Annotated in this window: 20 protein-coding genes; 16 read left to right on the top strand and 4 right to left on the bottom strand. The window is 55.8% G+C overall.

Features of this window, described 5'->3' with window-relative positions; all coding sequences use genetic code 11:
* Positions 1–82: 82 nt before the first annotated feature.
* Positions 83–979 carry a LysR substrate-binding domain-containing protein gene (locus ACKC9G_RS13675; RefSeq protein ID WP_411406305.1) on the bottom strand — a complete coding sequence of 299 codons (897 nt, stop codon included), beginning with the start codon at positions 977–979 and terminating at the stop codon, positions 83–85.
* Positions 980–1177: 198 nt separating this feature from the next.
* On the opposite strand from ACKC9G_RS13675, the gene ACKC9G_RS13680 reads away from it, so the two are divergent.
* The 5 genes from ACKC9G_RS13680 to hemW all read left to right on the top strand — a co-directional run bounded on the left by ACKC9G_RS13680 (position 1178) and on the right by hemW (position 6345).
* On the top strand, positions 1178–2218 hold the full coding sequence (locus ACKC9G_RS13680; RefSeq protein ID WP_411406307.1) for an NADP(H)-dependent aldo-keto reductase: 1041 nt from the start codon (positions 1178–1180) through the stop codon (positions 2216–2218).
* Positions 2219–2288: 70 nt separating this feature from the next.
* Positions 2289–2996: a response regulator gene (locus ACKC9G_RS13685; protein ID WP_411406309.1), complete on the top strand. Its 708-nt coding sequence runs from the start codon at positions 2289–2291 to the stop codon at positions 2994–2996.
* Positions 2986–4446: an ATP-binding protein gene (locus ACKC9G_RS13690; protein ID WP_411406311.1), complete on the top strand. Its 1461-nt coding sequence runs from the start codon at positions 2986–2988 to the stop codon at positions 4444–4446. Before ACKC9G_RS13685 ends, ACKC9G_RS13690 begins: the two co-directional genes overlap by 11 nt.
* Before the next feature lie 77 nt (positions 4447–4523).
* On the top strand, positions 4524–5114 hold the full coding sequence (rdgB, locus tag ACKC9G_RS13695) for an RdgB/HAM1 family non-canonical purine NTP pyrophosphatase (RefSeq protein WP_411406313.1): 591 nt from the start codon (positions 4524–4526) through the stop codon (positions 5112–5114).
* Positions 5115–5208: 94 nt separating this feature from the next.
* Positions 5209–6345 carry a radical SAM family heme chaperone HemW gene (gene hemW / locus ACKC9G_RS13700; protein WP_411406315.1) on the top strand — a complete coding sequence of 379 codons (1137 nt, stop codon included), beginning with the start codon at positions 5209–5211 and terminating at the stop codon, positions 6343–6345.
* Positions 6346–6585: 240 nt separating this feature from the next.
* Here hemW and ACKC9G_RS13705 read toward each other — a convergent pair whose 3' ends face one another.
* Positions 6586–7209: an arylesterase gene (locus ACKC9G_RS13705; protein ID WP_411406317.1), complete on the bottom strand. Its 624-nt coding sequence runs from the start codon at positions 7207–7209 to the stop codon at positions 6586–6588.
* Positions 7210–7228: 19 nt separating this feature from the next.
* Between ACKC9G_RS13705 and ACKC9G_RS13710 the strand changes: the two genes are divergently transcribed.
* From ACKC9G_RS13710 to ubiA, 6 genes are all read left to right on the top strand, one after another.
* Positions 7229–7936: an ABC transporter ATP-binding protein gene (locus ACKC9G_RS13710; protein ID WP_411406319.1), complete on the top strand. Its 708-nt coding sequence runs from the start codon at positions 7229–7231 to the stop codon at positions 7934–7936.
* On the top strand, positions 7926–10415 hold the full coding sequence (locus ACKC9G_RS13715; protein ID WP_411406321.1) for an ABC transporter permease: 2490 nt from the start codon (positions 7926–7928) through the stop codon (positions 10413–10415). Before ACKC9G_RS13710 ends, ACKC9G_RS13715 begins: the two co-directional genes overlap by 11 nt.
* A gap of 159 nt (positions 10416–10574) precedes the next feature.
* Positions 10575–11039: a tRNA (uridine(34)/cytosine(34)/5-carboxymethylaminomethyluridine(34)-2'-O)-methyltransferase TrmL gene (trmL, locus tag ACKC9G_RS13720; protein ID WP_411406323.1), complete on the top strand. Its 465-nt coding sequence runs from the start codon at positions 10575–10577 to the stop codon at positions 11037–11039.
* 137 nt (positions 11040–11176) lie between these two features.
* Positions 11177–12451: an HDOD domain-containing protein gene (locus ACKC9G_RS13725; RefSeq protein WP_411406325.1), complete on the top strand. Its 1275-nt coding sequence runs from the start codon at positions 11177–11179 to the stop codon at positions 12449–12451.
* Between the two features lie 47 nt (positions 12452–12498).
* Positions 12499–13020, top strand: a complete 522-nt coding sequence (locus tag ACKC9G_RS13730; RefSeq protein ID WP_411406327.1) for a chorismate--pyruvate lyase family protein — start codon at positions 12499–12501, stop codon at positions 13018–13020.
* Positions 13021–13144: 124 nt separating this feature from the next.
* Entirely contained in the window at positions 13145–14017 is an 873-nt protein-coding gene (gene ubiA / locus ACKC9G_RS13735) for a 4-hydroxybenzoate octaprenyltransferase (protein WP_411406329.1), read from the top strand.
* Between the two features lie 31 nt (positions 14018–14048).
* Here the strand turns inward: ubiA and cysQ are convergent, their stop codons facing one another.
* Positions 14049–14882 (bottom strand): 3'(2'),5'-bisphosphate nucleotidase CysQ, encoded by an 834-nt coding sequence (gene cysQ, locus ACKC9G_RS13740; RefSeq protein ID WP_411406331.1) that lies wholly within the window; start codon positions 14880–14882, stop codon positions 14049–14051.
* A gap of 268 nt (positions 14883–15150) precedes the next feature.
* Between cysQ and yrfG the strand changes: the two genes are divergently transcribed.
* The 5 genes from yrfG to ACKC9G_RS13765 all read left to right on the top strand — a co-directional run bounded on the left by yrfG (position 15151) and on the right by ACKC9G_RS13765 (position 20654).
* A complete protein-coding gene (yrfG, locus tag ACKC9G_RS13745) occupies positions 15151–15810 on the top strand; it encodes a GMP/IMP nucleotidase (RefSeq protein ID WP_411406333.1) in 660 nt (219 codons plus the stop codon).
* A gap of 80 nt (positions 15811–15890) precedes the next feature.
* Complete coding sequence (gene hslR, locus ACKC9G_RS13750) at positions 15891–16316, top strand: ribosome-associated heat shock protein Hsp15 (RefSeq protein ID WP_411406335.1); 426 nt, start codon at positions 15891–15893, stop codon at positions 16314–16316.
* 107 nt (positions 16317–16423) lie between these two features.
* On the top strand, positions 16424–17314 hold the full coding sequence (gene hslO, locus ACKC9G_RS13755) for an Hsp33 family molecular chaperone HslO (protein ID WP_411406337.1): 891 nt from the start codon (positions 16424–16426) through the stop codon (positions 17312–17314).
* A gap of 264 nt (positions 17315–17578) precedes the next feature.
* The gene (locus tag ACKC9G_RS13760; protein WP_411406339.1) at positions 17579–19144 is read left to right on the top strand and encodes a phosphoenolpyruvate carboxykinase; all 1566 of its coding nucleotides are present in this window, start codon (positions 17579–17581) and stop codon (positions 19142–19144) included.
* 250 nt (positions 19145–19394) lie between these two features.
* Positions 19395–20654, top strand: coding sequence for a malic enzyme-like NAD(P)-binding protein (locus ACKC9G_RS13765; RefSeq protein WP_411406341.1), 1260 nt, complete (start codon positions 19395–19397; stop codon positions 20652–20654).
* 98 nt (positions 20655–20752) lie between these two features.
* On the opposite strand, the gene ACKC9G_RS13770 is transcribed toward ACKC9G_RS13765, so the two are convergent.
* Positions 20753–22105: an ATP-binding protein gene (locus tag ACKC9G_RS13770; protein WP_411406343.1), complete on the bottom strand. Its 1353-nt coding sequence runs from the start codon at positions 22103–22105 to the stop codon at positions 20753–20755.

Below are 22105 nucleotides of genomic sequence, written 5' to 3' on the forward strand. Positions count from 1 at the left end.
CTCGCTTGGATTTTGCGGCGATTGTCTAAAATGCCCGGTGGGCAGTACAACGAAAATTTTTAATCTTTTCAATAAATATTATTTATTGATTAGGGCCGCCATTGTGCTGAGTCACGCGTGCGCTTTCGAGCAGCAGATTCATCACCAGACTGATCTCTTCCTGATGGGCAGCGCTACTGTGATAGACGCCGTAAACATCGCGTGGAATCACGGGCGCATCGGAGACCTGATAAAGGCTGCCTTTTTGTAGCAAAGGCTGCACCAGACGGCGGGGCAAATAGCAGCAACCGCCTTGTGACAACATCAGATCGAGCGCCATGCGGCTGTGACTGGTCTGTAGCCAGGGTGGCGTCATGCCGGTTTCCTGCTTGTCATGAAAGATCTGAAAAGCCGTGCCCCAGTCCACCATGATATAACCCTGAGCCTGGGCTTCTTTAACACTGTCAGCCGGTTGGGCGCTGACCAGAATCAGCTCAAGCCGGGTCAGGGGCAGGGCGACCAGCTCCTGTGCCTTGGGCGGATCATACAGCAGGGCGACATCCAGTGTTCGCTCAAGCAGTTTGCGCACCAGCAAATCGCTGTTGAAGGTTTCTGCTCGCAACCGCAGCTCCGGGTGGCTGGCATGGACGGCGCTGATTCCGGTTTGTAGCAGGGTATCCCAGAGACCTGCTGTGCTGGCAATGGTTAGGCTGACGCTGTATCTGTCATGCAGGGCGATATCCTGTCGCGCACGCTCCCAGCTGGAGAGTACGTTGTCGGCATGCAGGAGCAGCCGCTCGCCCGCCGGTGTCAGCTGGATGTTGTTGCGCTGGCGGCTAAAGACTTCACAGTTCAGCAGCCCTTCCAACTGGCGGATGCGGGCGCTGACCGCTGACTGGGTCAGAAACAGGTTGTCAGCAGCGCGTCCAAAATGACGGGTTTTGCAGACTTCCAGAAAGGTCTTCAACAGTTCGATATCCATGGGACGGCAGGTACTCACAGCCAGTCCTGGCAGAAGAACGCCGAAGTTTGCACGAGCGTTATCTGAACACAGGAGGTTGATCAGGGTGGAACAGGCAGGCCTTGCAATAAAGCGTTGCGGGCGTCCGGTTTGGAATTTGACACACTTTGCCGTATTAAGAAACCTCAGAACGACCCCGCCGACGGTTCACGTCACCTTTCTCAAAGAGGAATATCCGTGCTTTTTCACAAGATTCCCCATACTGATCTGAATGTCAGCAAAATCTGCCTGGGCACCATGACCTATGGCGAACAGAATACGGAAGCCGAAGCGCATGAGCAGCTGGACTATGCCCTGAGCACCGGTATTAATTTTATCGATACCGCAGAAATGTATCCGGTTCCGCCCAAGCCAGAGACGCAGGGCCGCACCGAAGCCTATATCGGCACCTGGCTGAACAAGCGCGGCAAGCGTGATGATCTGGTCATCGCTTCCAAGGTTGCAGGCCCTAGCAGCCGTGGGGTGGATCATATTCGCCCCGACATGCGTTTCACCAAAGAGAGCATTCATGCTGCCATCGATACCAGTCTTGCGCGTCTGCAAACGGATTATATCGATGTTTACCAACTGCACTGGCCCGGTCGTGATGCCAATTTCTTCAGTAAACTGAACTACGAATACGGTCAGGACCTCCATGATGTGCCAATGGAGGAAACCCTGTCAGCACTGGGTGATCTGGTGAAAGCGGGCAAGATTCGCTACGTCGGCCTGTCCAACGAGACCCCCTGGGGGGTGATGAAGTTCCTGCATCTGGCGGACAAGCTCGGTCTGCCACGTGTTGCCACCATTCAGAACCCTTACAGCCTGCTGAACCGCAGTTTTGAGGTTGGTCTGGCTGAAGTGGCTCATCGTGAAGGTGTTGAACTGCTGGCGTACTCGCCCCTGGCGTTCGGTGTGCTGTCGGGAAAATACCGACATGGTGCTCGTCCCGAAGGTGCTCGCCTGTCACTCTACAGCCGCTTTCAACGCTACTTCACCGAGCAGGGTGAACTGGCCGCTGAAGCCTATTGCGCGCTGGCGGAAAAACACGGTCTGACGCCAACACAGATGGCGCTGGCCTATGTTAACACCCGTGAATTTGTGGCTTCCAACATCATTGGGGCTACCACTATGGTGCAGCTTAAAGAGAACATTGAGAGTGTTAATATCACCCTCGATGAAGCAGTGCTGGCGGAAATTGAAGCGATCAGTACCCGCTACCCCAACCCTTGCCCCTGAGGTGGATTTCCTCAGAGGGTATGACTGGAGCCCGATATCCGGGCTCCTTGACTGAGGAACACACCCCGCAATGAGTACCGGCAAACGCATCCTGATCGTTGATGATGATGAAGATATTCGCCAGCTGATTGCAGACTATCTCAGCCGGCATGGCTTCGAGTGCCAGATGGCTGCCGATGGCTCCGGTCTGGATCAGGGCTTTGCCAGCCATGCGCCGGATCTGGTGATTCTGGATCTGATGCTGCCCGGTGAAGACGGCTTCTCCCTGTGTAAAAGGCTGCGTCAGCAGTCGCAGGTGCCGATCATCATGCTGACGGCCAGTGCCGACGATACTGACCGTATTCTCGGCCTGGAACTGGGGGCTGATGACTACCTCGCCAAACCCTTCAACCCCCGTGAGCTACTGGCACGTATCAAGGCGATTTTACGCCGTACTCAGAGTTTCGGCGGGCAAGCACGCTTCCAGCGTTTCGGACCCTGGCAGCTTGATCGCACGACCCGTGAGCTGGTGGGTAACGATGCCCAGCGTGAAAGCTTAAGTGGAGCAGACTTTGCCCTGCTGAACGTGTTTCTGAGTCATCCACAGCAGGTATTGTCGCGGGATGATTTGTTCGACCTGTCCCGTGGTCGTGATGCGCCCCCGCTGGATCGCTCGATTGATGTGCATATCTGCCGCTTGCGCGCCCGCCTGGGTGACGATGCCAAAAGCCCGCAGCTGATCAAAACCATTCGAGGTGCGGGCTATATTCTGGCGGTGCCGGTCGAGAATGTCGGTTAGTCGCTGGCTGCCGCGCACCCTGCGTGGCCGTTTTGTCTTTCTGATGCTGGGCGGCGTTCTGCTGGCTCAGCTTCTGAGCTACGTGGTCTGGAGTTCACAGGTGCGTGCCAGTCATCTTGAGCTGGTGGACCGTGTTTCCAAAAGCCTGAGCTACAACATCGCTTCCACCGCGCGCTTTTTCGTGTCCCTGCCATTGGAATATCGTCACCTCGTGCTGGATCAGCTACGCCGGATGGGCGGAACGCGTTTCTTTGTCAGTATCAATGACCATCAGATTCCGGTCAGTGATATTGGCCCGAGTCAGGAAAAACAGCTGGTCGAGCAGAATGTCGGGCGCATCATGCGTCAGGAACTGAATGTCGATCAGGTCTTTGTGGCTTTTTCTGACCCGCGCCGGTTGCGTGTCCTGAACTCTGAAACCCTGGCGCTGGACTTGCCGCCACGCTGGGCGCAGTCACTCTTTCTTGAGCCGCTGTCGCCGCCGGTGATGGTGGTACAGCTGCAGCTTGAGGCCAATACCTGGCTCTATATCGCTACCTTGTTGCCGGTGCCGGGCTTCCTCGACAAAGGCAGCTGGATGAGCGCGGACAAGATCGCTTTTCTGGTACTGATGCTTGTGGTGGTCATGCTGCTGTCTCTGGTGGGGATTCGCTGGATGACGCGTCCTCTGGCGAATATTGCCCGTGCGGCGGAGGATTTTGGTCGTGATATCGACCATCCGCCGATGGTGGAGACCGGCCCTTCGGAAGTGCGGGCAACGGCGCGGGCCTTTAACTACATGCAGGAGCGTATCCGCCGTTATCTCGATGAGCGCGACCGTCTGTTCTCGGCCATTTCCCACGACTTGAAAACGCCTATCACCCGGCTACGGCTGCGTACTGAACTGTTGGATGATGACACGATGCGCCAGCGCTTTGCGCGTGATCTGGAAGAGTTGGATCTGATGGTCAAAGGGGCGCTGCAGTATGTGAAAGAGACTGATATTCACGAAAACAGCGAGTGGATAGAGGTCCCTGTTCTGCTTGAATCCCTGCTGGCGGATTACCAGCAACAGGGGCGACAGCTCATGCTGGAAGGGGCGTTCAGTCCGCTCAAGGCCAAGCCACTGGCGCTCAAGCGTTGCCTGACCAATATCATTGATAACGCCCTGTTTTACGGGGGCAGTGCCACTCTGAATATGCTGCAGGATGAGGTGGTCTGGATGCTGCAGATACGTGATCACGGACCGGGGATTCCGCCGGAAAAGCTCGAGGATGTGTTCGAACCCTATGTGCGTCTTGAGCCTTCACGTAACCGCCACACCGGCGGAACAGGGCTTGGGCTGGGCATTGCCCGCAGTCTGGCGCAGGGACACGGCGGTGACCTTGTGCTGCGTAATCATCCCGAGGGTGGCCTTGAGGTGACCGTCATCCTGCCTCGTCAAAGCGATGGGCTTTCTGACTCAGACTAAAACCCCGTGCTATCATTGTCCTTTACTGATGATGAGTTAACAGTCTTCTCTCCGGGAAGCAGCAATGGGGTTTCACCATGAAGCAGATCGTACTGGCCAGTGGCAACAAAGGTAAGTTGCGGGAATTCAATGAGCTGCTGGGCGGGCTGGATTTTGAAGTCGTGCCCCAGTCCGCATTCAGCGTACCGGATGCCGATGAAACCGGCCTGAGCTTCGTGGAGAATGCGATCCTTAAAGCGCGTCACGCCGCACGGCTGACGGGGTTGCCTTCCCTCTCCGATGATTCCGGCCTGGAGGTCGATGCACTCAAAGGTGCTCCTGGCATTTATTCGGCACGTTTTGCCGGTCAGGGCGCTACCGATGATGATAACTGCGACCTGCTGCTGGAGAAACTGCGTCATATCCCGGAATCCGAGCGTACTGCTCGCTTCCAGTGTGTGCTGGTGTTTATGCGCCATGAAACCGATCCCACGCCGCTGATCTGTCAGGGAACCTGGGAAGGTCGTATTTTGTTTGAGCCGCGAGGTGAGGGTGGTTTTGGCTATGATCCGTTGTTCTGGCTGCCCGAGCAGGGGCTCAGTTCCGCCGAGCTGGCGCCGGAGGAAAAGAACCGCCAAAGTCACCGTGGTCGTGCGCTGGCGCAGCTGATGCAGCGCTTTAATCCCTGAGACAATACCGCTCAGCTTCACTTACAGGTGTCTGCCTGTCTTCTGATTTCGTGTTTTGACCGGCTGCTCGGCTGAGCTGCCAACGGAAATAATCGTGCTGCAACTGCCTCCTTTAAGCCTGTATATCCACATTCCCTGGTGTGTCCGAAAGTGTCCCTATTGCGACTTCAATTCCCATGAAGCCAAAGGGGAAGTGCCAGAGGATGATTATGTTGATCGTCTGCTGGAAGATCTGTCTCTGGAGCGGGTCGCCGCTCAGGGCCGTGAATTGCAATCCATCTTTATCGGTGGCGGTACGCCGAGTCTCTTTACCGCTCCTGCGATTGCCAGGCTGCTTAAGGGGGTTGGTGAGATTGTCCCTATGGCCGCCGATTGTGAAGTCACCATGGAAGTGAACCCCGGAACCTTTGAGCGCGAGCGCTTTGCCGGTTTCCGTGCAGCGGGAATTAATCGTCTGTCAGTGGGTGTGCAGAGTTTCAATGATGAAAAGCTCAAACGCCTTGGCCGGATTCATTCCAAAGGTGAAGCGGTGGCGGCCATTGAGCAACTGCATCAGCTCGGCTTTGATAACTTCAACATCGATCTGATGCATGGTCTGCCGGATCAGTCGCTGGAGGAGGCGCTGGCGGATTTACAGCAGGCGATAGATCTTAACCCTGCCCACATTTCCTGGTATCAGCTTACCATCGAGCCTAACACCGCGTTTTACAGCAAGCCGCCGGTTCTGCCTGAAGATGATGCGCTGTGGGAGATTCAGGAGCAGGGGCATGCCTTGTTGCAGTCAGCCGGTTTTATGCAGTACGAAACTTCCGCTTACACGCGCGGGCGCAGGGCGCGGCATAACCTTAACTACTGGCAGTTTGGAGACTATCTGGGTATTGGTGCTGGAGCCCACGGCAAAGTCACCTGGCCCGGGGAAGGTAAAATCGTCCGGCGCTGGAAAACCCGGATGCCAGCGCACTATCTCGACAGAAATCGCTTGTTGGCGGCAGGGGAAAACGAAGTATCCCGAGAGGAGTTACCCTTCGAGTTCATGATGAATGCGTTGCGTTTGATTGATGGGGTGCCAACGAAGTGGTGGGAGCAGCGCACCGGGTTGCCCATGCAACTGGTTGGTGAGCCGGTTGAGCTGGGACGGACCCGGGGGCTTCTGGACAAGAACGAAGATCTTTTCAGAGCAACCCCAATGGGACAACGTTACCTGAATGATTTGCTGGAGCTCTTCCTGTAAAGCAGCGTGCAGGTCGGTTCATTCCATGATCACGGCCTGCGCTCTGCCTGTTCCATTTGCATCCTGCGGCTATCGAGTCCTTGATAGCAGATCCTTTCCCTGAACATCTTCCTGATGTCGTCCATGTGGAAAAGATTACCGCTGCCCGCCGAATGTGCCCATAGGAAAAAGTCTGAATTTTTTCGTTATCAAATGTTTTTATGACGCCTTCGTGTGTATTTTTTTATCATTAAACCGCTACTAATCTTGCTTAGGCCCCATTTCTTGCGGGATTTCAGATAGTTGGGGCTCTAACCAGTTTCCCACCCGATCCGCGATCAGAGGCTGACCTTTCGCATTGGGGTGTAAGCCATCGCTTTGCATTAGCTCAGGCTGTAACGCTACGTCACGTATAAAGAACCCAAGTAAGGGTGTATTCAGTGTGTTACTGATCTCTTGATAGCTGTTTTCAAAAGCCTGAGTGTAGGCAGGGCCATAGTTTGGCGGCAGTCGGATACCGAGCAGCAGAGGAGTGGCGCCTGCCGCTCGACTCATCTCGATCAGTTTTTGTAAATTTTGCTTGAAGCGCTGGGGTGGCAGGCCGCGCAGGCCATCGTTACCGCCCAGCTCTATCAGTACCGCCTGCGGATGATGACGCTCCAGCAGTGAGGGCAGGCGCGAGACGCCGCCGTCACTGGTATCACCGGAAATGCTGGCATTGATGACCTGCCAGCCGGTTTTTTCCAGCCGGGGGGTTAACAGACTTACCCAACCTTCTTCTTTGGCTATGCCATGGGCCGCACTCAGGCTGTCACCCAGTACCACCAGGGTATTGGCAGATGCCTGGGTAACGTAAACCGTGCCGAGGCAAATGACGGCCAGCATTTTGATCAGGAACAAACGTATGCGTGATGGGCAGGACCACCGGGATAACACAGTAAACACCGACACTCTGATTCTCCGTACTGAAAATGTTGCCAAACAGGTGGCGACCCCGGAAGGGTCTCTGACGCTGCTGGAAGATGTCAACCTGAGCGTTGCTGCGGGCATGAGCCTTGCCATTGTTGGGCGCTCCGGTGCGGGAAAGTCGACTTTGCTGGGGATTCTTGCCGGACTGGATCTGCCGACCACCGGAGAGGTTTATATCGATGGAACAGCGCTCAGCCAACTCAGCGAGGATGAACGCGCTGCACTGCGTGCCCATCAGGTAGGTTTTGTATTTCAATCCTTTCAGCTTCTGCCTGCGTTATCGGCGCTGGAAAACATCAGTTTGCCGCTGGCGCTAAAGGGTGAGAAAAACGCTGATGAAAAAGCCCGTGAATGGCTGGAGAAGGTCGGACTCGGGCATCGCATTGGCCACACCCCTCGTCAACTGTCGGGAGGGGAGCAGCAGCGTGTTGCCCTGGCGCGAGCTTTTTCCAGTGAGCCGTCGCTGCTGTTTGCCGACGAGCCCACGGGCAATCTGGATGAGGCAACCGGCGAGCATATTATGTCGCTGCTCTTTTCTCTGAATGCATCATCGGCCACCACGCTCGTCATGGTGACTCATGATGAAGGTCTGGCTGCTCGCTGCGACCAGCGCGTCATTATGGAGGCTGGCCGTGTCCTCTGAGACTCTAACCTTCGGCGCCGCCTGGCGTTACGCCCGATTTGGCTGGAGAGATTCCCAACTGCGTTTACTGGCGTTGGCAGTATTTCTGGCGTGCGTCGCCACGACCTTGCTGGGGTTCTTTGCTGACCGTCTGGAGCGTGGTGTTACGGCGCAATCGCAACGCTACCTCGGAGCGCCTCTGGTGATTCGTTCCAGTCGCGAAGCTCCGCAGGTCTGGTGGGATGAGGCGAGCAGACTGGGCTTGCCCGCACCGCTGGAGATTACTGACTTTATCAGCATGGCGAGTACCGGCGATCAGTTTGCGCTGGCGGGAGTGAAGGCGGTGCCAGCAGGCTATCCATTGCATGGTCAGCTGACGCTTCGCGATGCCGAGGGAAAGGTCAGTGAGGTGAGCTCTGGCCCCGCGCCGGGTGAGGTATTTGCTGCGCCGCGCCTGTTGGCGATGTTGGGTGTGAAGCCCGGCGATACACTTCAGCTTGGTTACAGTACTTTCACTATCACAGCCACGCTGTTACAGGAGCCGGACCCCGGCATCAGTCTGGTCGATATTAACCCCCGCCTGATGATGAACAGTGCCGATCTGGCCGCTGCCAAAGTGATTCAGCCGGGCAGCCGGGTGAGTTATCGCTATCTGGTGGATGGGCCGGATACGGCGATCAGCCAGTTTCATCAGTGGCTGGAGACAAAGCTTGATGCCTCTGCTCGCATACTGGACCCTGCCTCGGAAAATCAGCGCCTGGGGCGGACCCTGACGCGTATTCATCAGTATCTGGATCTTGGCAGTGTGCTCGCCGTGTTGCTGGCGGGCATCGCCCTGTCGTTGGCGGCCCGGCAATACAGCGTGCGTCATCAGGATGAGCTGGCGCTTTGGCGCTGTCTGGGGCTTGGGCGAAAAGAACTGGCGCTGATGCTGGGCATGCGTCTTGGCGTACTGCTGGTTGCCGCGCTGGTCGCGGGTATCGCCGTTGGCGCTGTCGCGCAGCAGGGGCTGGTCATGCTGTTTCGCCAGTGGCTGCCTGATCCTCTGCCGCCGGTATCCTGGTGGCCGGCACTCAATGGCGTGTTTACCGCTGTGTTGCTCGTCGCTGCGCTGGTGATTCCGCACTGGTGGCAGCTGCTGAATATCAGCCCGCTTCGCACACTGCGTGACGATGTCATGATGCCGCCGGTGCGTCGGGTGCTTTGGATCGCTTCTGCCTTGATTGCTTTATTGCTTTGGCTATGGGGGCAAAGCAGTTCGCCGAAGCTGACCTTGCTGCTGGGTGCCGGTCTGGTGATTGGCATGCTGGTGCTGTATGTCCTCGCTCGAGCGCTGGTACTGAAATTGCCCGGCGTTAAGTCAGGACAGAAACAGCGGCATCATCAGGCATTGCAGGTCACCGCATTTGCTCTGGTCAGTATCGCGGTGGGGGTGGTGATGCTGATTCGGCTGGATCTTCTCGATAGCTGGCAGGCGCAGCTGCCTGCCGATGCGCCTAACTATTTCGCCATTAACATTCCGGCGACGGATGGCGATCAGTTCAACCAGTATCTGGCGGATCAGGGCTGGAGCAGTAATCCGCTGTACCCGATGCTTCGTGGTCGGCTGCTGCAGGTCAATGGCAAGACGCTGCCAACCAAGCAGCAGTTGCGGGATCAGGGCAAAGACGATGAGTCTGAACCTACGTCACCCGGTCGTGAGTTGAACCTGACCGAGTCAAGGGTGCTGGGCAATGACAATGCTCTGCTGAAAGGCGAGTGGTGGCCGAAGGCCGGGCTTTTATCCGGCGAGGTGGGTTTGTCACTGGAGCAGGAGTTTGCCCAGCGTATTGATGCCGGACTGGGTGATACCCTGACTTTTGATATCGCCGGAGAAACTATCGCTGGCAAAGTCACCAGTATCCGAAGCGTCGACTGGAACTCCTTTAACCCCAACTTTTTTGTGATCTTCTCGCCCGGAGCGCTGGCGGATTTTCCGATCTCCCTGATGACCAGCTTTCATGCCCGGTCCGCTAATCTTGAAGCCATTACCGGGCTTAACCAGCGCTGGCCGGGAGTCACGCTGGTAGGAGTGGATGCCTTGCTCGATCAGCTTCGTGAGCTGCTGAATCAGCTCTCCAAAGCCGTGCAGTATCTCTTCGTCTTTGTGCTGGCTGCGGCCTGGCTGGTGATGATTGCGGTTTTGCAGGTCAGCCTTAATGAGCGCCGCCAGGAAGCGGCTCTGCTGCATACATTAGGTGTGGCAAGACAGCGCCTGCGACAGCGTCAGTGGGGCGAGTTTCTGTGGTTAGGTGCGTTGGCCGGAGTGGGCGGTATTCTCGGTACCCTCGGACTGGGGAGTGTGATTTTTTCGCAAGTGTTGAATGTCACGATGCCTTGGCCTGTATGGCTACTGCTCTGGCCGCCTGTGTGCGCGGTACTGGTGGCACTGCCCGCACTGTGGATGTTGCGCAAAGTCGGGCAGGAACCACCGCTGGAAGCGCTGCGCCGCTATGGATAGCTGCGCCCGTCGGGTGTAGAGATTCTGCACACTGTAACGACCAGAAAGAGGGGCTATAATGCCCCTCTTTTTTTATCCACGAGACGGACGAGCCTGCGTGCTTAGCGCCAGTGAACAACGACCGCCAGATCACCTGTTTTTTGCCGGAGTGCCAAACGCATGTTGCATATCATGCTTTATCAGCCTGAAATCCCGCCCAATACGGGAAATATCATTCGGCTGTGCGCCAATACCGGCTTTACTCTGCATCTGATTGAGCCCCTGGGCTTTGAGCTGGATGACAAGCGCCTGCGGCGTGCGGGTCTGGATTATCATGAGTTCGCTCCGGTTCAGATCCATGCCAGTCTGGAAGCGGGCCTGGAGGCCACGGCCGGTGGGCAGGTGTATGCGTTCACCACCAAAGGCAGTCGTCCCCACAGCGATGCCAGCTTTAAGTCCGGTGATGTACTTTTATTTGGTCCGGAAAGCCGTGGGTTGCCGGCTGAGGTGTTGGCGCAGTTCACAGGGGAGACTCGCCTGCGTCTGCCCATGCTGGAAAACAGTCGCAGTCTTAACCTGTCTAATACGGTGGCGGTGGCTGTTTATGAGGCCTGGCGCCAGCTGGGTTATCCGCAGGGTCGCTAGGGGAAGATTTTTAACTGATTGGATTGAAGTTGGCGAAAGGATGGGTGACATCCCATGAGAAAACTTCATAATACGCCTTTGCAGGCTGGCAGAGTGTCAGCCATTCTTGATAGGCAGTGATCAGGAAGGAGTGCAGTGTGGTTCAGGCCAGAATCGCGATTCTTGAAGATAGTCGAGGCAAAGTGCTGGCGATTTTGCCCGAGCAGCAGCTGCTGCATTTGGCCTTGCTGAATCACAGCTATCAGAGGGCGCTGCGTGCGCTTGCTGCTGAGCAGGTGCAAAAGATCTTCCTGCCTTCCTTGCTTAGCCAGCCTCACCTTTTCGATAAGCTCTTTACGCTGCCTATTTTGCTGGATCATTCCCTGCGCGATGCGACGAGCCTTGAGGTCTATGAGCCTGTCAGCGGGCTGCGTTTCCCTCTGGATGCCAGCGCTTTGCAGAATGCGCAGATCTTCCGCTTTGCGGTGGATCCACAGCAGCTGGATCACACCTCAACGCCTCTGGAGGATGACGAACAGGCTATCTTGCTGGCGGTGGACCGTTTTACTTCGCTGCGTATTAAAGAGCGTCTGGCCGATACCCTGGAAATACCGCCGCTGCCGATGACCGCTCAGCGCATTATTCAGCTCGGTAGTAATAAAAATGCGGATGTCGATGATCTGGTGCCGCTGGTGGAAGATGACCCCAGTCTGGCGGCGCAGGTGATCAGCTGGGCCAGTTCGCCTTATTATGCAGCGCCTGGGCAGATCCAGTCGGTCAAGGATGCCATCGTCCGTGTCCTGGGCTTTGATTTGGTGATGAATCTGGCGCTGGGGCTGTCATTGAACCGCTCCCTGCGAGTGCCAAAAGACAACAAACTTGAAGTCAAAGCCTACTGGAAACAGGCAGTCTGCTGCGCCATGGTCATGGAGCTGCTGGTGAAAGCGATGCCCGCCGCTAAGCGACCTGGCAAAGGCATGGCCTATCTTGCAGGACTGCTGCACAACTTTGGCTATCTGGTGCTGGCGCATGTGTTTCCCCCGCATTTCTCCCTGATTAATCGCTACCTTGAATGCAATCGCAATCTGGCATCTCAGCATGTGGAAAAGCAGGTGCTGGGCGTGACGCGTGAGCAGGTAGGCTCCTGGTTACTGCAATGCTGGCAGCTGCCACCGGAGGTCTGGAAAGGCATCCGTTATATGGGGCATCACCGTTATGACGGCGAAGCCGATATCTTCGCGCACCTGCTGACCGTGACTCTTGGGCTGCTGGCTGAGCGTGGCATTGGCCACTGTCCGGGGCCCGGGCTCGATGAGTCTCTTATCGCTTCCCTCGGACTTGATCTGGTTGTATGCCGGCAACAGGTTGATGAGTTGCTGAATAACTCAGATCATCTGAATACCTTGCTGGCTGCGCTGGAGCAGACCGCTTAGCCGTTATTGATTAGCCTCATAACTGGCGTCTGATTGGATCATCCTTCATGCAGTTTCCCGCCCTTATCGATTGGCGACCCCTGACTTGTCCAGATCGACAACTCGCGCCCTGGCTAAAGAAACCGGGGTCGCTGACCAGCAATCTTGAGCGACAATTACAAGGCAGGGTACGTGTAGAAATTATCTTCGAAGGCTGGCGTTTACTTTCCCCTGATGACTGCGCCTATCTTGGTCTGAGTTCACGAACGTTTCAGCGTGGCTGGGTGCGAGATGTGATTCTTTGGGTTAACGGTCAGGCCGTTGTTCGAGCGCGAACCCTGATTCCACGCAAAACCTTTCTGGGCTCGGGCCGACGTCTGCGTCGGCAGGGCGTCAAGCCGTTGGGGCATACGCTGTTTCGGCAGGCCGGGGTCGGGCGAAGTCCGATTATTCCGGGCAAAGGGCGAACGCAGGAAGGTAATGTGATCTGGGGTCGCCGTTCCCGCTTTTATCTTGAGCATCAGCCTCTGGTCGTGATGGAATTCTTTCTGCCGGCCTTTGTGCAGCAGATTCATGCCGCCTCGCAATAAACCCTCTCTGTTCATAAGCGGCTATCAAGCGATACCGAACACTGATTTGCCGGTGTGCGGTTTTCTTTCTTCTGAGTGATATGTCTCAATGGTGCGGCTGAGCTGGCCGTTTCAAGGAGTTTTCATGAGCGAAATGACGCGTTTTCAAGCCTATGTGCAGCTAATGCGTGCCGATAAACCTATCGGTACCTACCTGCTGTTGTGGCCAACCCTCTGGGCATTGTGGCTGGCGGCAGATGGCTTGCCCTACCGGCATCTGCTGATCATCTTTGTGCTGGGAGTCTGGCTTATGCGCGCTGCCGGTTGTGTGATCAATGACTTTGCCGATCGTAAGGTGGATGGTCATGTAAAACGCACCCGCCTGCGGCCACTGGCCAGCGGGCAGGTGACCAGTCGTGAAGCACTGATTCTGGCTGGGGCTCTGGCGCTGCTGGCATTTATTCTGGTGCTGCAAACGGATACCTATACCGCCAGCCTGTCATTTGTCGCGCTGGCGCTGGCCGCTTGTTATCCCTTTATGAAACGTTATACCCATTTGCCGCAAGTCGTTCTGGGTGCGGCCTTTGGCTGGGGGATTCCCATGGCCTTCGCGGCGCAACAGGGCGAGATTCCGCTGATGGGCTGGCTGGTCTTTCTTGCCAACCTGCTGTGGACGGTGGCTTATGACACCTATTACGCCATGGTGGATCGTGACGATGATCTACGTATTGGGGTGAAGTCGACAGCCGTGCTTTTTGGGCGTTTTGATCGACGGATTATTGCCTGTCTGCAGCTACTGGCGCTGTGGTTGATGGCGTGGGTCGGGCAGTTGGCAGAGCTTGGCAGCTGGTACGCGGCCAGTTTGTGGATTGCTGCGGCGATGTTTGTCTGGCAATACTGGATTACCCGTTATCGTGATCGTGATGCCTGTTTTAAGGCTTTCCTGCACAACCATTGGGTAGGGCTGGTGATTTTTATCGGCATCCTGATGGACACCTGGCCGAATATTCACGGCTAAGGGAGACAGAAAGGTTATGAGCCAGCACGTTTCAGTGCTGGTTTAGTCCTTCCAGAATCTGCTGCCAGTCACGGCCTGGATCTCCAATGACCAGAAACGGCCGCTGCAGCAAATCTTCATGGCAGTTGTAGCGCACCGGTTCAAACCGGAAGTTAAGGACCTTGCCTCCGGCAGCTTCCACAATGGCCTGCGCAGCGGCTGTATCCCATTCGCTGCAGGGCGCATTACGCACATAGATATCCGCCAGTCCTTCTGCAATCAGACAGAATTTGAGTGAGCTGCCCATGGTGGTCAGCGTGACGGGAGCAACGTTGTTTTCCAGTCGCTCTCTGACCCACAAATCCAGTGGATCCTGATGATGGCGGCTACCCAGTTGCGTGACGGCACGATAGCTCAGTAACGCACGGGTACTGAGTGCCTGCTGCTTACCCTGACCCGTTAGTTTGTAGGCTTCCGGGGCTTCGCCCGGAATGCCGACATAGGTACTGCCGCTGACCGGCACATGCACAATACCGAGAACAGGTTTGCCATGCTGGATCAGCGCGATATTGACGGTGAATTCATCATTCCGTTTGAGAAACTCCTTGGTGCCATCCAGCGGATCAACCAGCCAGTAAGTCGGCCACTGCTTGCGCTCGGCCAGTAGCGGTGCTTCCTGTTCCTCGCTGATAAAGGGAATGTCCGGTGTCAGGCGTTGCAGACTGGCTTTGATCAGATCATGAGCGGCCAGGTCAGCTTCGGTCAGGGGGGAAGCATCTTCCTTCTGGCGAACATCGACATCTTCACGTTGATAGACCGTCAGAATCGCCTTGCCGGCTTCCTGAGTAATCCGCAGTAACTGTGGGATCAGTGCTTTAGCATCCATGGGTGAAGGCTCCGGTACGACGAACAGCGCTAGGACTGGCTACGCAGCCGCATGGGCTGGAAGCACAACAGGTGATGGCTAAGGCAGGTCTGATACTCAACGTCAAAGCAGTCATAAACCTCATTTAAAAGGCGGGTTGACCGGGGATTATCACATGCGACCAAAGTCCGAGGGAATACCCCTGCGCGAGTACACGGGGATGACGCCAGATAGCGCAATAAGCGAGAATAGGGCGCGAAATTCTGAGAAAAATGAGAGAGGGCGGTTCATGTTGCCGTGGGAGAATATCGATACCGTCATGCTGGATATGGACGGTACCTTGCTGGATCTTCACTTTGATACCTTCTTCTGGCTGGAGTACCTGCCGCAGCGTTATGCGGACATTCATGGCCTGGCAGCCGAGAAGGCGCGTGAGTCTCTTCACCATCAGATCCGTAAGACCCAGGGGAAGCTGAACTGGTACTGCACCGATTACTGGGCCCGGCAACTGGAAGTCGACATCATGGCATTCAAAGAGGAGATTGCCCATAAAGTGGCGCTGCGGCCTGCTGTTGAGCCTTTCCTCGCGGCGGCTCGGCAAAGTGGCCGTCGGGTGGTGATTGTCACTAACTGCCATCCGGACCCGCTGGCGCTCAAAATGCGGCAGGTGGATCTTCGTCCCTGGGTGGATGACATCATTGTGTCCCATGATTTTGGTATGCCCAAAGAGGACTCGGCTTTCTGGGAGCAGCTGCAGAAGGTTGAGCCCTATACGCCAGCGCGGACGCTCTTTGTGGATGACAGTACATCGGTACTGGCGTCGGCGCAGAATGCAGGCATTGGTTATGTGCTGCAGATTGCAAAGCCCGATAGCCAGAAGCCGCCGGTTAATACCGCCGCTTTTCCATTGCTGGAAAGCTTTGCTGATATTCTGCCGCCAGTGCTTTGATTTTACGGGTTCGCCCCCATATCGCAGACAATCACCTCATTTTCTGAACGATACCTTTCCTGGGTATCAAGCGAGTTTTCATGTCCAAGAAAAATAGTGAGAGCGATAGCGCCAACGGAGTCCGTCTGGACAAGTGGCTGTGGGCGGCTCGCTTTTATAAAACCCGCGGTCTGGCCAAGGACGCCATTGAAGGCGGCAAGGTGGATTACAACGGCGCCAAAGGAAAACCCAGCAGAATGGTCGAGCTGGGCGCCCTGATCGGTCTTCGTCAGGGTTACGATGATAAGGTCGTCGAGGTGCTTGGTTTGAATGATCAACGCCGCCCGGCAACTGAGGCGCAAGCCCTCTATCAGGAAACGCCGGAGAGTATCGCCGCACGTGAGCGCAAGGCCGCAGACCGTAAGGCCAACAATGGCGCGCTGGTGAGTGAGCATCGCCCCAGCAAGAAAGAGCGCCGCCAGATCCATCGTTTCAAAAGTGATGTTTTTTCCGGCGAATCCCTTTAACGGCAGCCTGTGTTGCTCCTGTGCTATAGTGCGCGCCATTTTTGCCTCAGGCAGTTATTGAATCGACCAGTCCCCGGCGTGTTCTGAGGGATGGCAAGTGAGAAAGTATGAGTAATCCTGACCAGATCCAGCGTTTTTTGTTCGATGACATCAGCGTGCGCGGTGCGATCACCGGACTGCAGAGCACCTATCAGGAAGTGTTGAGTCGTGATGCCTATCCCAGGCCAGTGCAAACCCTGCTTGGGCAGATGCTGGCGGCATGCAGCCTGATGAGCACAGTGCTCAAGTTCGAAGGGCGTCTGGTGATTCAGGCGCGCACTGCCGGAGCCTTGCGTGTGGTGCAGGCCGAGTGCAGCCATCTGGCGGACCTTCGTGGTATTGCCCGTTGGGATGGCGACATTGCTGATGATCTCGACCCCATGATGCTGCTGCAGGAAGGCGGCCAGATGGCGATCACCATTGAGCCTGAGAAAGGACGTCCTTATCAGGGGATCGTGCCGCTTGAGGGGGCGACTCTTGCTGAATGTATGCAGGGCTATTTCAACCAGTCAGAACAGCTGCCTTGTCGCTTGTTCCTGGCGGCAGACGGTAAAGATGCGGCGGGCATGATGCTGCAGGCGGTGCCTGAAAGCAGTGGCCCCACTGATGTTGCTGATCTTGAGGACTGGGAACGTCTGACCGTGCTGGCGGATACCCTGACCAGTAAGGAAATGCTGGAGCTGGACAATACAACGGTGCTGACGCGTCTGTTCCATGAAGAACAGGTGCGTGTATTCCCTGTGCTCGATCTTCGCTTCCATTGTGACTGCTCTAAAGAGCGTTGCAGCGCGGCACTGGCAACCCTGAACGCTGAAGATCTGAACGATGCAATTCAGCAGGATGAAGAGCTGAAGGTGCAGTGTCAGTTCTGTAATGAAGAGTACGTCTTTGACAAGGCAGATCTGGAAGCCTTGCAGCATGAGGCTTCGGCGCCCGGTAATCCCGACGTTCTGCATTGAGCGTTCGGATAGCGTGTTGGCTTTGAGGTGTCATGGCTAATGATGATCCTCATCCCTCTGTCTTTGATGCGCTAAACATCCTTGTTTCTTGCCCAAAAAGCCGGTGCCTTCGCGCCGGCTTTTACTATCTGTTTCACCCTACCTTCGTCTTATTGTGGCATAATGTCAGGATTGCTCCCGACCCTGTCATCTAAGACACGCAGCCTCGGCTGACGAAATAACAACGGAGCAACATAAGGCACTCAACACTAGGGAAACACCAGCATGACCAAAATGCTTGATGACGCAGGCTCACGGCTTGCGCATGTCAACTTGTCTTCAACTGCTCTGGTTGAAGCTGCGATCGCCCGTCAGGAAGGCCGTCTGGCCGATAACGGCGCACTGGTTGTCGAAACCGGCAAGCGCACGGGCAGAAGTCCAATGGATCGTTTTATTGTCGAGGAAGCCTCGACTCGCGATCTGATCCATTGGGGTCCCGTTAACCGTCCTTTCGATGCGGATAAATTCGATGCGCTGTGGGAGCGTGTTGAAGAGTATCTGTCTGATCGCGAGCGTTTTGTGTCCAACGTCCATGTTGGCGCGGATACCCAGCATTATCTGGCGGTCAAAATGACCACCGAGACTGCCTGGCAGAACCTCTTCGGTAAGTGTCTGTTTATCAATCCGGACAATTACAATCCCAAATCCAAGGAAGAGTGGCAGATCCTCAACGCTGCAGGTTTCACCTGTGATCCCGAGCGTGACGGCACCAATTCTGACGGCTCCGTTATCATCAACTTTGCCAAGCGCAAGGTTCTCATCGCCGGTATGCGTTACGCCGGTGAGATGAAAAAAGCGATGTTCTCTGTGCAGAACTTCCTGCTGCCTGAAAAAGACGTGCTGCCAATGCACTGCTCGGCAAACGTTAGCGAAGAAGGCGAAACGACGCTGTTCTTCGGTCTGTCCGGTACCGGTAAAACCACCCTGTCTGCAGACCCTTCACGCTACCTGATTGGTGATGATGAGCACGGTTGGGGTAAAGGCGTTGTCTTCAATCTGGAAGGCGGCTGCTATGCCAAGTGTATCGACCTGTCTGAGGCGAATGAGCCCATCATCTATAAGGCGATTCGCTTTGGGGCGGTGCTGGAAAACGTGGTGCTGGATGACGAGCGTCACCCTGACTACAAAGACGGCTCTCTCACCCAGAACAGCCGTGCGGCTTACCCGTTGACTCATGTCGACAAGCGTACCGACACCAACATGGCTGGTGAACCCAAGCACATCATCTTCCTGACCTGCGACCTGACTGGCGTACTGCCACCGGTCTCCGTGCTGTCCAAAGAGGCGGCGGCCTATCACTTCCTGTCCGGCTACACCGCCTTGGTGGGAAGCACTGAGATGGGCTCAGGCGGCGGCATCAAGTCCACTTTCTCAACCTGCTTCGGCGCGCCTTTCTTCCCGCGTCCTGCCGGTGAATACGCTGAACTGCTGATGAAGCGTATCGAAGAGTTCGACTCGCAGGTGTTTCTGGTGAACACCGGCTGGACTGGTGGTGGCTACGGTACTGGCAAGCGTTTCAGCATTCCTACCACTCGTGCCATCATCGGTGCCATTCAGAATGGTCACTTGGATAACGTGGCGACTGAGCATCTGGCGGGTATCAACCTGTCTGTGCCTGTGGCGGTGGAGGGCGTTGAAACTCAGTTGCTGAATCCCAAGAAAACCTGGGCGGATCCTGCGGCGTATGACGCAGCGGCCCATGAACTGATTCGTCAGTTCGTAGATAACTTCAGTGCCAAAGGCTTCTCTGTGGATCCTGCGGTACTGGCGGCAGGTCCTGTACTGGACTGATCGCCACTGCCAAGGCAAGAAGCCTTGCGGCCGGGAGTGGCCAGAGGCTTCTTGTTATTGCCGACTGTGGACTTCGTGTCCCAGTGAATGATGGGCAGGTTGCCAGGAAGGCAAAACCTGCCTGAAGCAAAAAATCTTCCCTGATGACGCGACTCAAAGGTGACTGCATCGCCGCCAGTGGTGGTTATCAGGGTTTTGCATTAAGATTTTTCGCCCGACTCACTCGAACAAAAGCATCGGAACCTCGAACATGTCTGACTTTAAACAAGCTGCGCTTGATTATCATGAGTTTCCCCGTCCCGGGAAGCTTGCCACCGAAGTGACCAAAGCCACGGCAACTGCGCGTGACCTGGCCCTGGCCTACAGCCCTGGTGTGGCCGAACCTGTTCGGGAAATCGCGAAGGACCTGGACAACGCTTACCGTTATACCGGTAAAGGCAACACCGTGGCGGTAATCTCTGACGGTACTGCCATCCTGGGTCTGGGTAACCTTGGCGCACTGGCCAGCAAGCCTGTAATGGAAGGCAAGTGTCTGCTGTTCAAGCGTTTTGCAGGCATTGATGGCGTGGATATCGAGCTGACCGCAGAAAGCCCACAGGCTTTTATCGACACTGTTGCCCGTATCGCCGACACCTGGGGTGGCATCAACCTCGAAGACATCAAGGCGCCAGAGTGCTTTGAGATCGAGCGCGCTCTGATTGAAAAGTGCAGTATCCCTGTATTCCACGATGACCAGCACGGTACCGCGATTGTGACCGCAGCCGGTCTGCTGAATGCTCTTGAGCTTCAGGATAAAGATATCGCGACCGCCAAGATTGTCTGCCTGGGTGCAGGTGCTGCGGCAGTGGCTTGTATGAAGCTGCTGGTCAGCTGTGGTGCCAAGCTTGAAAACATTTTCATGCTGGACCGTAAAGGAGTGATTCACGCTGATCGTGATGATCTGAACCAGTACAAAGCGATGTTTGCTAATCCTACTGACAAGCGCACTATGGATGATGCCATTGCCGGAGCTGATGTTTTCATCGGTCTGTCCGGTCCGGATCTGCTGTCTCCTGCACAGCTGAAGTCCATGGCAGCTAACCCCATCGTTTTCGCGTGCTCCAATCCTGATCCTGAGATCAAGCCTGAGCTGGCACACAGCGAGCGTGATGACCTGATCATGGCCACCGGTCGTTCTGACTATCCTAACCAGGTAAACAACGTACTGGGCTTCCCCTTCATTTTCCGTGGTGCGCTGGACGTTCGTGCGACCGCCATCAATGAAGAAATGAAGCTGGCTGCGGTTCATGCACTGGCCGCACTGGCGCGTGAAGATGTTCCTGCAGAAGTTTTGGCGGCTTATGGTCTGGAAAGCCTGAGCTTTGGTAAGGAGTATATCCTGCCCAAGCCCATGGATAGCCGTCTGTTAGGCGCCGTCGCGACAGCGGTTGCTCAGGCTGCGATTAACTCTGGTGTTGCGCGTCTGCCAATGCCTGCGAACTACCCTCTGAAAACTGTGGCTGACGTCTAAGCTGCATATCTCAGAATCAGGCCGGTACCGAAGGGTATCGGCCAATAAAAAATCCGGCTTATGCCGGATTTTTTATGTCTGAAACAAGGAGGAGTACATCAGCCCATGGTTTTGGGCTCGTCTGCCTTGGGTGCATCCAAGGACTTCGCTGGCGCTTCTGCGAGCAATGTCAGCTGCATCATGGTGCCGCCAGCGGGGTTATCCAGCACTGACAGGTGCCAGTTATACATTTCACACAGCTGAGCCACGATAGCCAGACCCAGGCCACTGCCACCGGTATGTTTATTACGTGAGGCTTCCAGACGGAAGAAGGGTTCAAAGATCTTCGCTTTGGCGTCCTCCGGGATTCCGGGGCCTCGGTCCAGAACTGTCACCATAATCTGTGGGCCTTGAGCTGTGGCTTCCACTGTTACCGGGCCGGGGGCGCTATAGCGCAGTGCGTTTTCTACCAGATTGGTCAGTACGCGTTTCAGTGCCAGTGGTGGCAGCATCAATTGTTCAGGCAGGCTGGTCAGACGAATGTAACGCAGCCGCTCGTTCTGGAAGGACTGGCTGAAGTCTGTCAGCCAGAGATTGATGTCCAGCGGCTCCAACGGTGCCTGCTCAAGCCCGCGTGACAGGGCTAGCGTGTCGCCAATCAGCGTGTCCATCTCCTTGAGGTTGCGTGTCAGGCGTTCCACCATTTCAGGGTTGGAGCCATCATCGAGAACCTCAATTGCCATCTGCATGCGCGCGATCGGTGTGCGCAGGTCATGAGAAATACCTGCCAGCAGCGTCGTCCGGTGCTCCAGTAGTTCGCGTACTTCCTTGCCCATCTTGTTAAAGCTGCGAGCCAGTACGGCCATTTCCTCCGGACCATTTTCATCCAGCGGCTCAAAGTTGAGCCCTTTACCGATGCGTCGTGCAGCGCGAGAGGCGGCTACCAGTGGTCGCGTAATACGCGAGACGATGGTCAGCGAGGTAATCAGTACCAGTAATGAGGCAAACGTCAGAATCAGAATCGCAGCGATAGGAATCGGGAAGGCACGCCGCTCCCGGGCAAAGCCGATATAAACGGTGCCGGTAGGCAGGGCAAAAGAGGCCCACACCAGATTATTGTCATCACTGTCGAGACGAAGGTGGATATCGGTCTGCAGACGTCGGGCCAGTGCCTGAGTCAGCATATCGAGGAACATGTTGGACTTTTTCAGCTCACGCGTTGTTGGCGGGGTTTTGGTGAGCAGTAATAAGTGTTGTCCGGCGAGCTCAAGCTGATAATAGCTACGAGCGTAAGGCGGTAATTCCACCCAGGTTTCTGCGGCAAGCTTCATCAGCGCTGCCTGGTCATCCGCTGACTGACGGGATACGGGCAGAATGATGAATTGGGTAACAATGAGGGTATAGCAAAGCAAAATGGCCAAGACGGTCAGGGCCAGTATCAGCCACGTCTTGGCCAGCAGAGATCGAAACAT

It is taken from the genome of Pokkaliibacter sp. CJK22405 (assembly GCF_046614695.1).
Lineage (GTDB): Bacteria > Pseudomonadota > Gammaproteobacteria > Pseudomonadales > Balneatricaceae > Pokkaliibacter.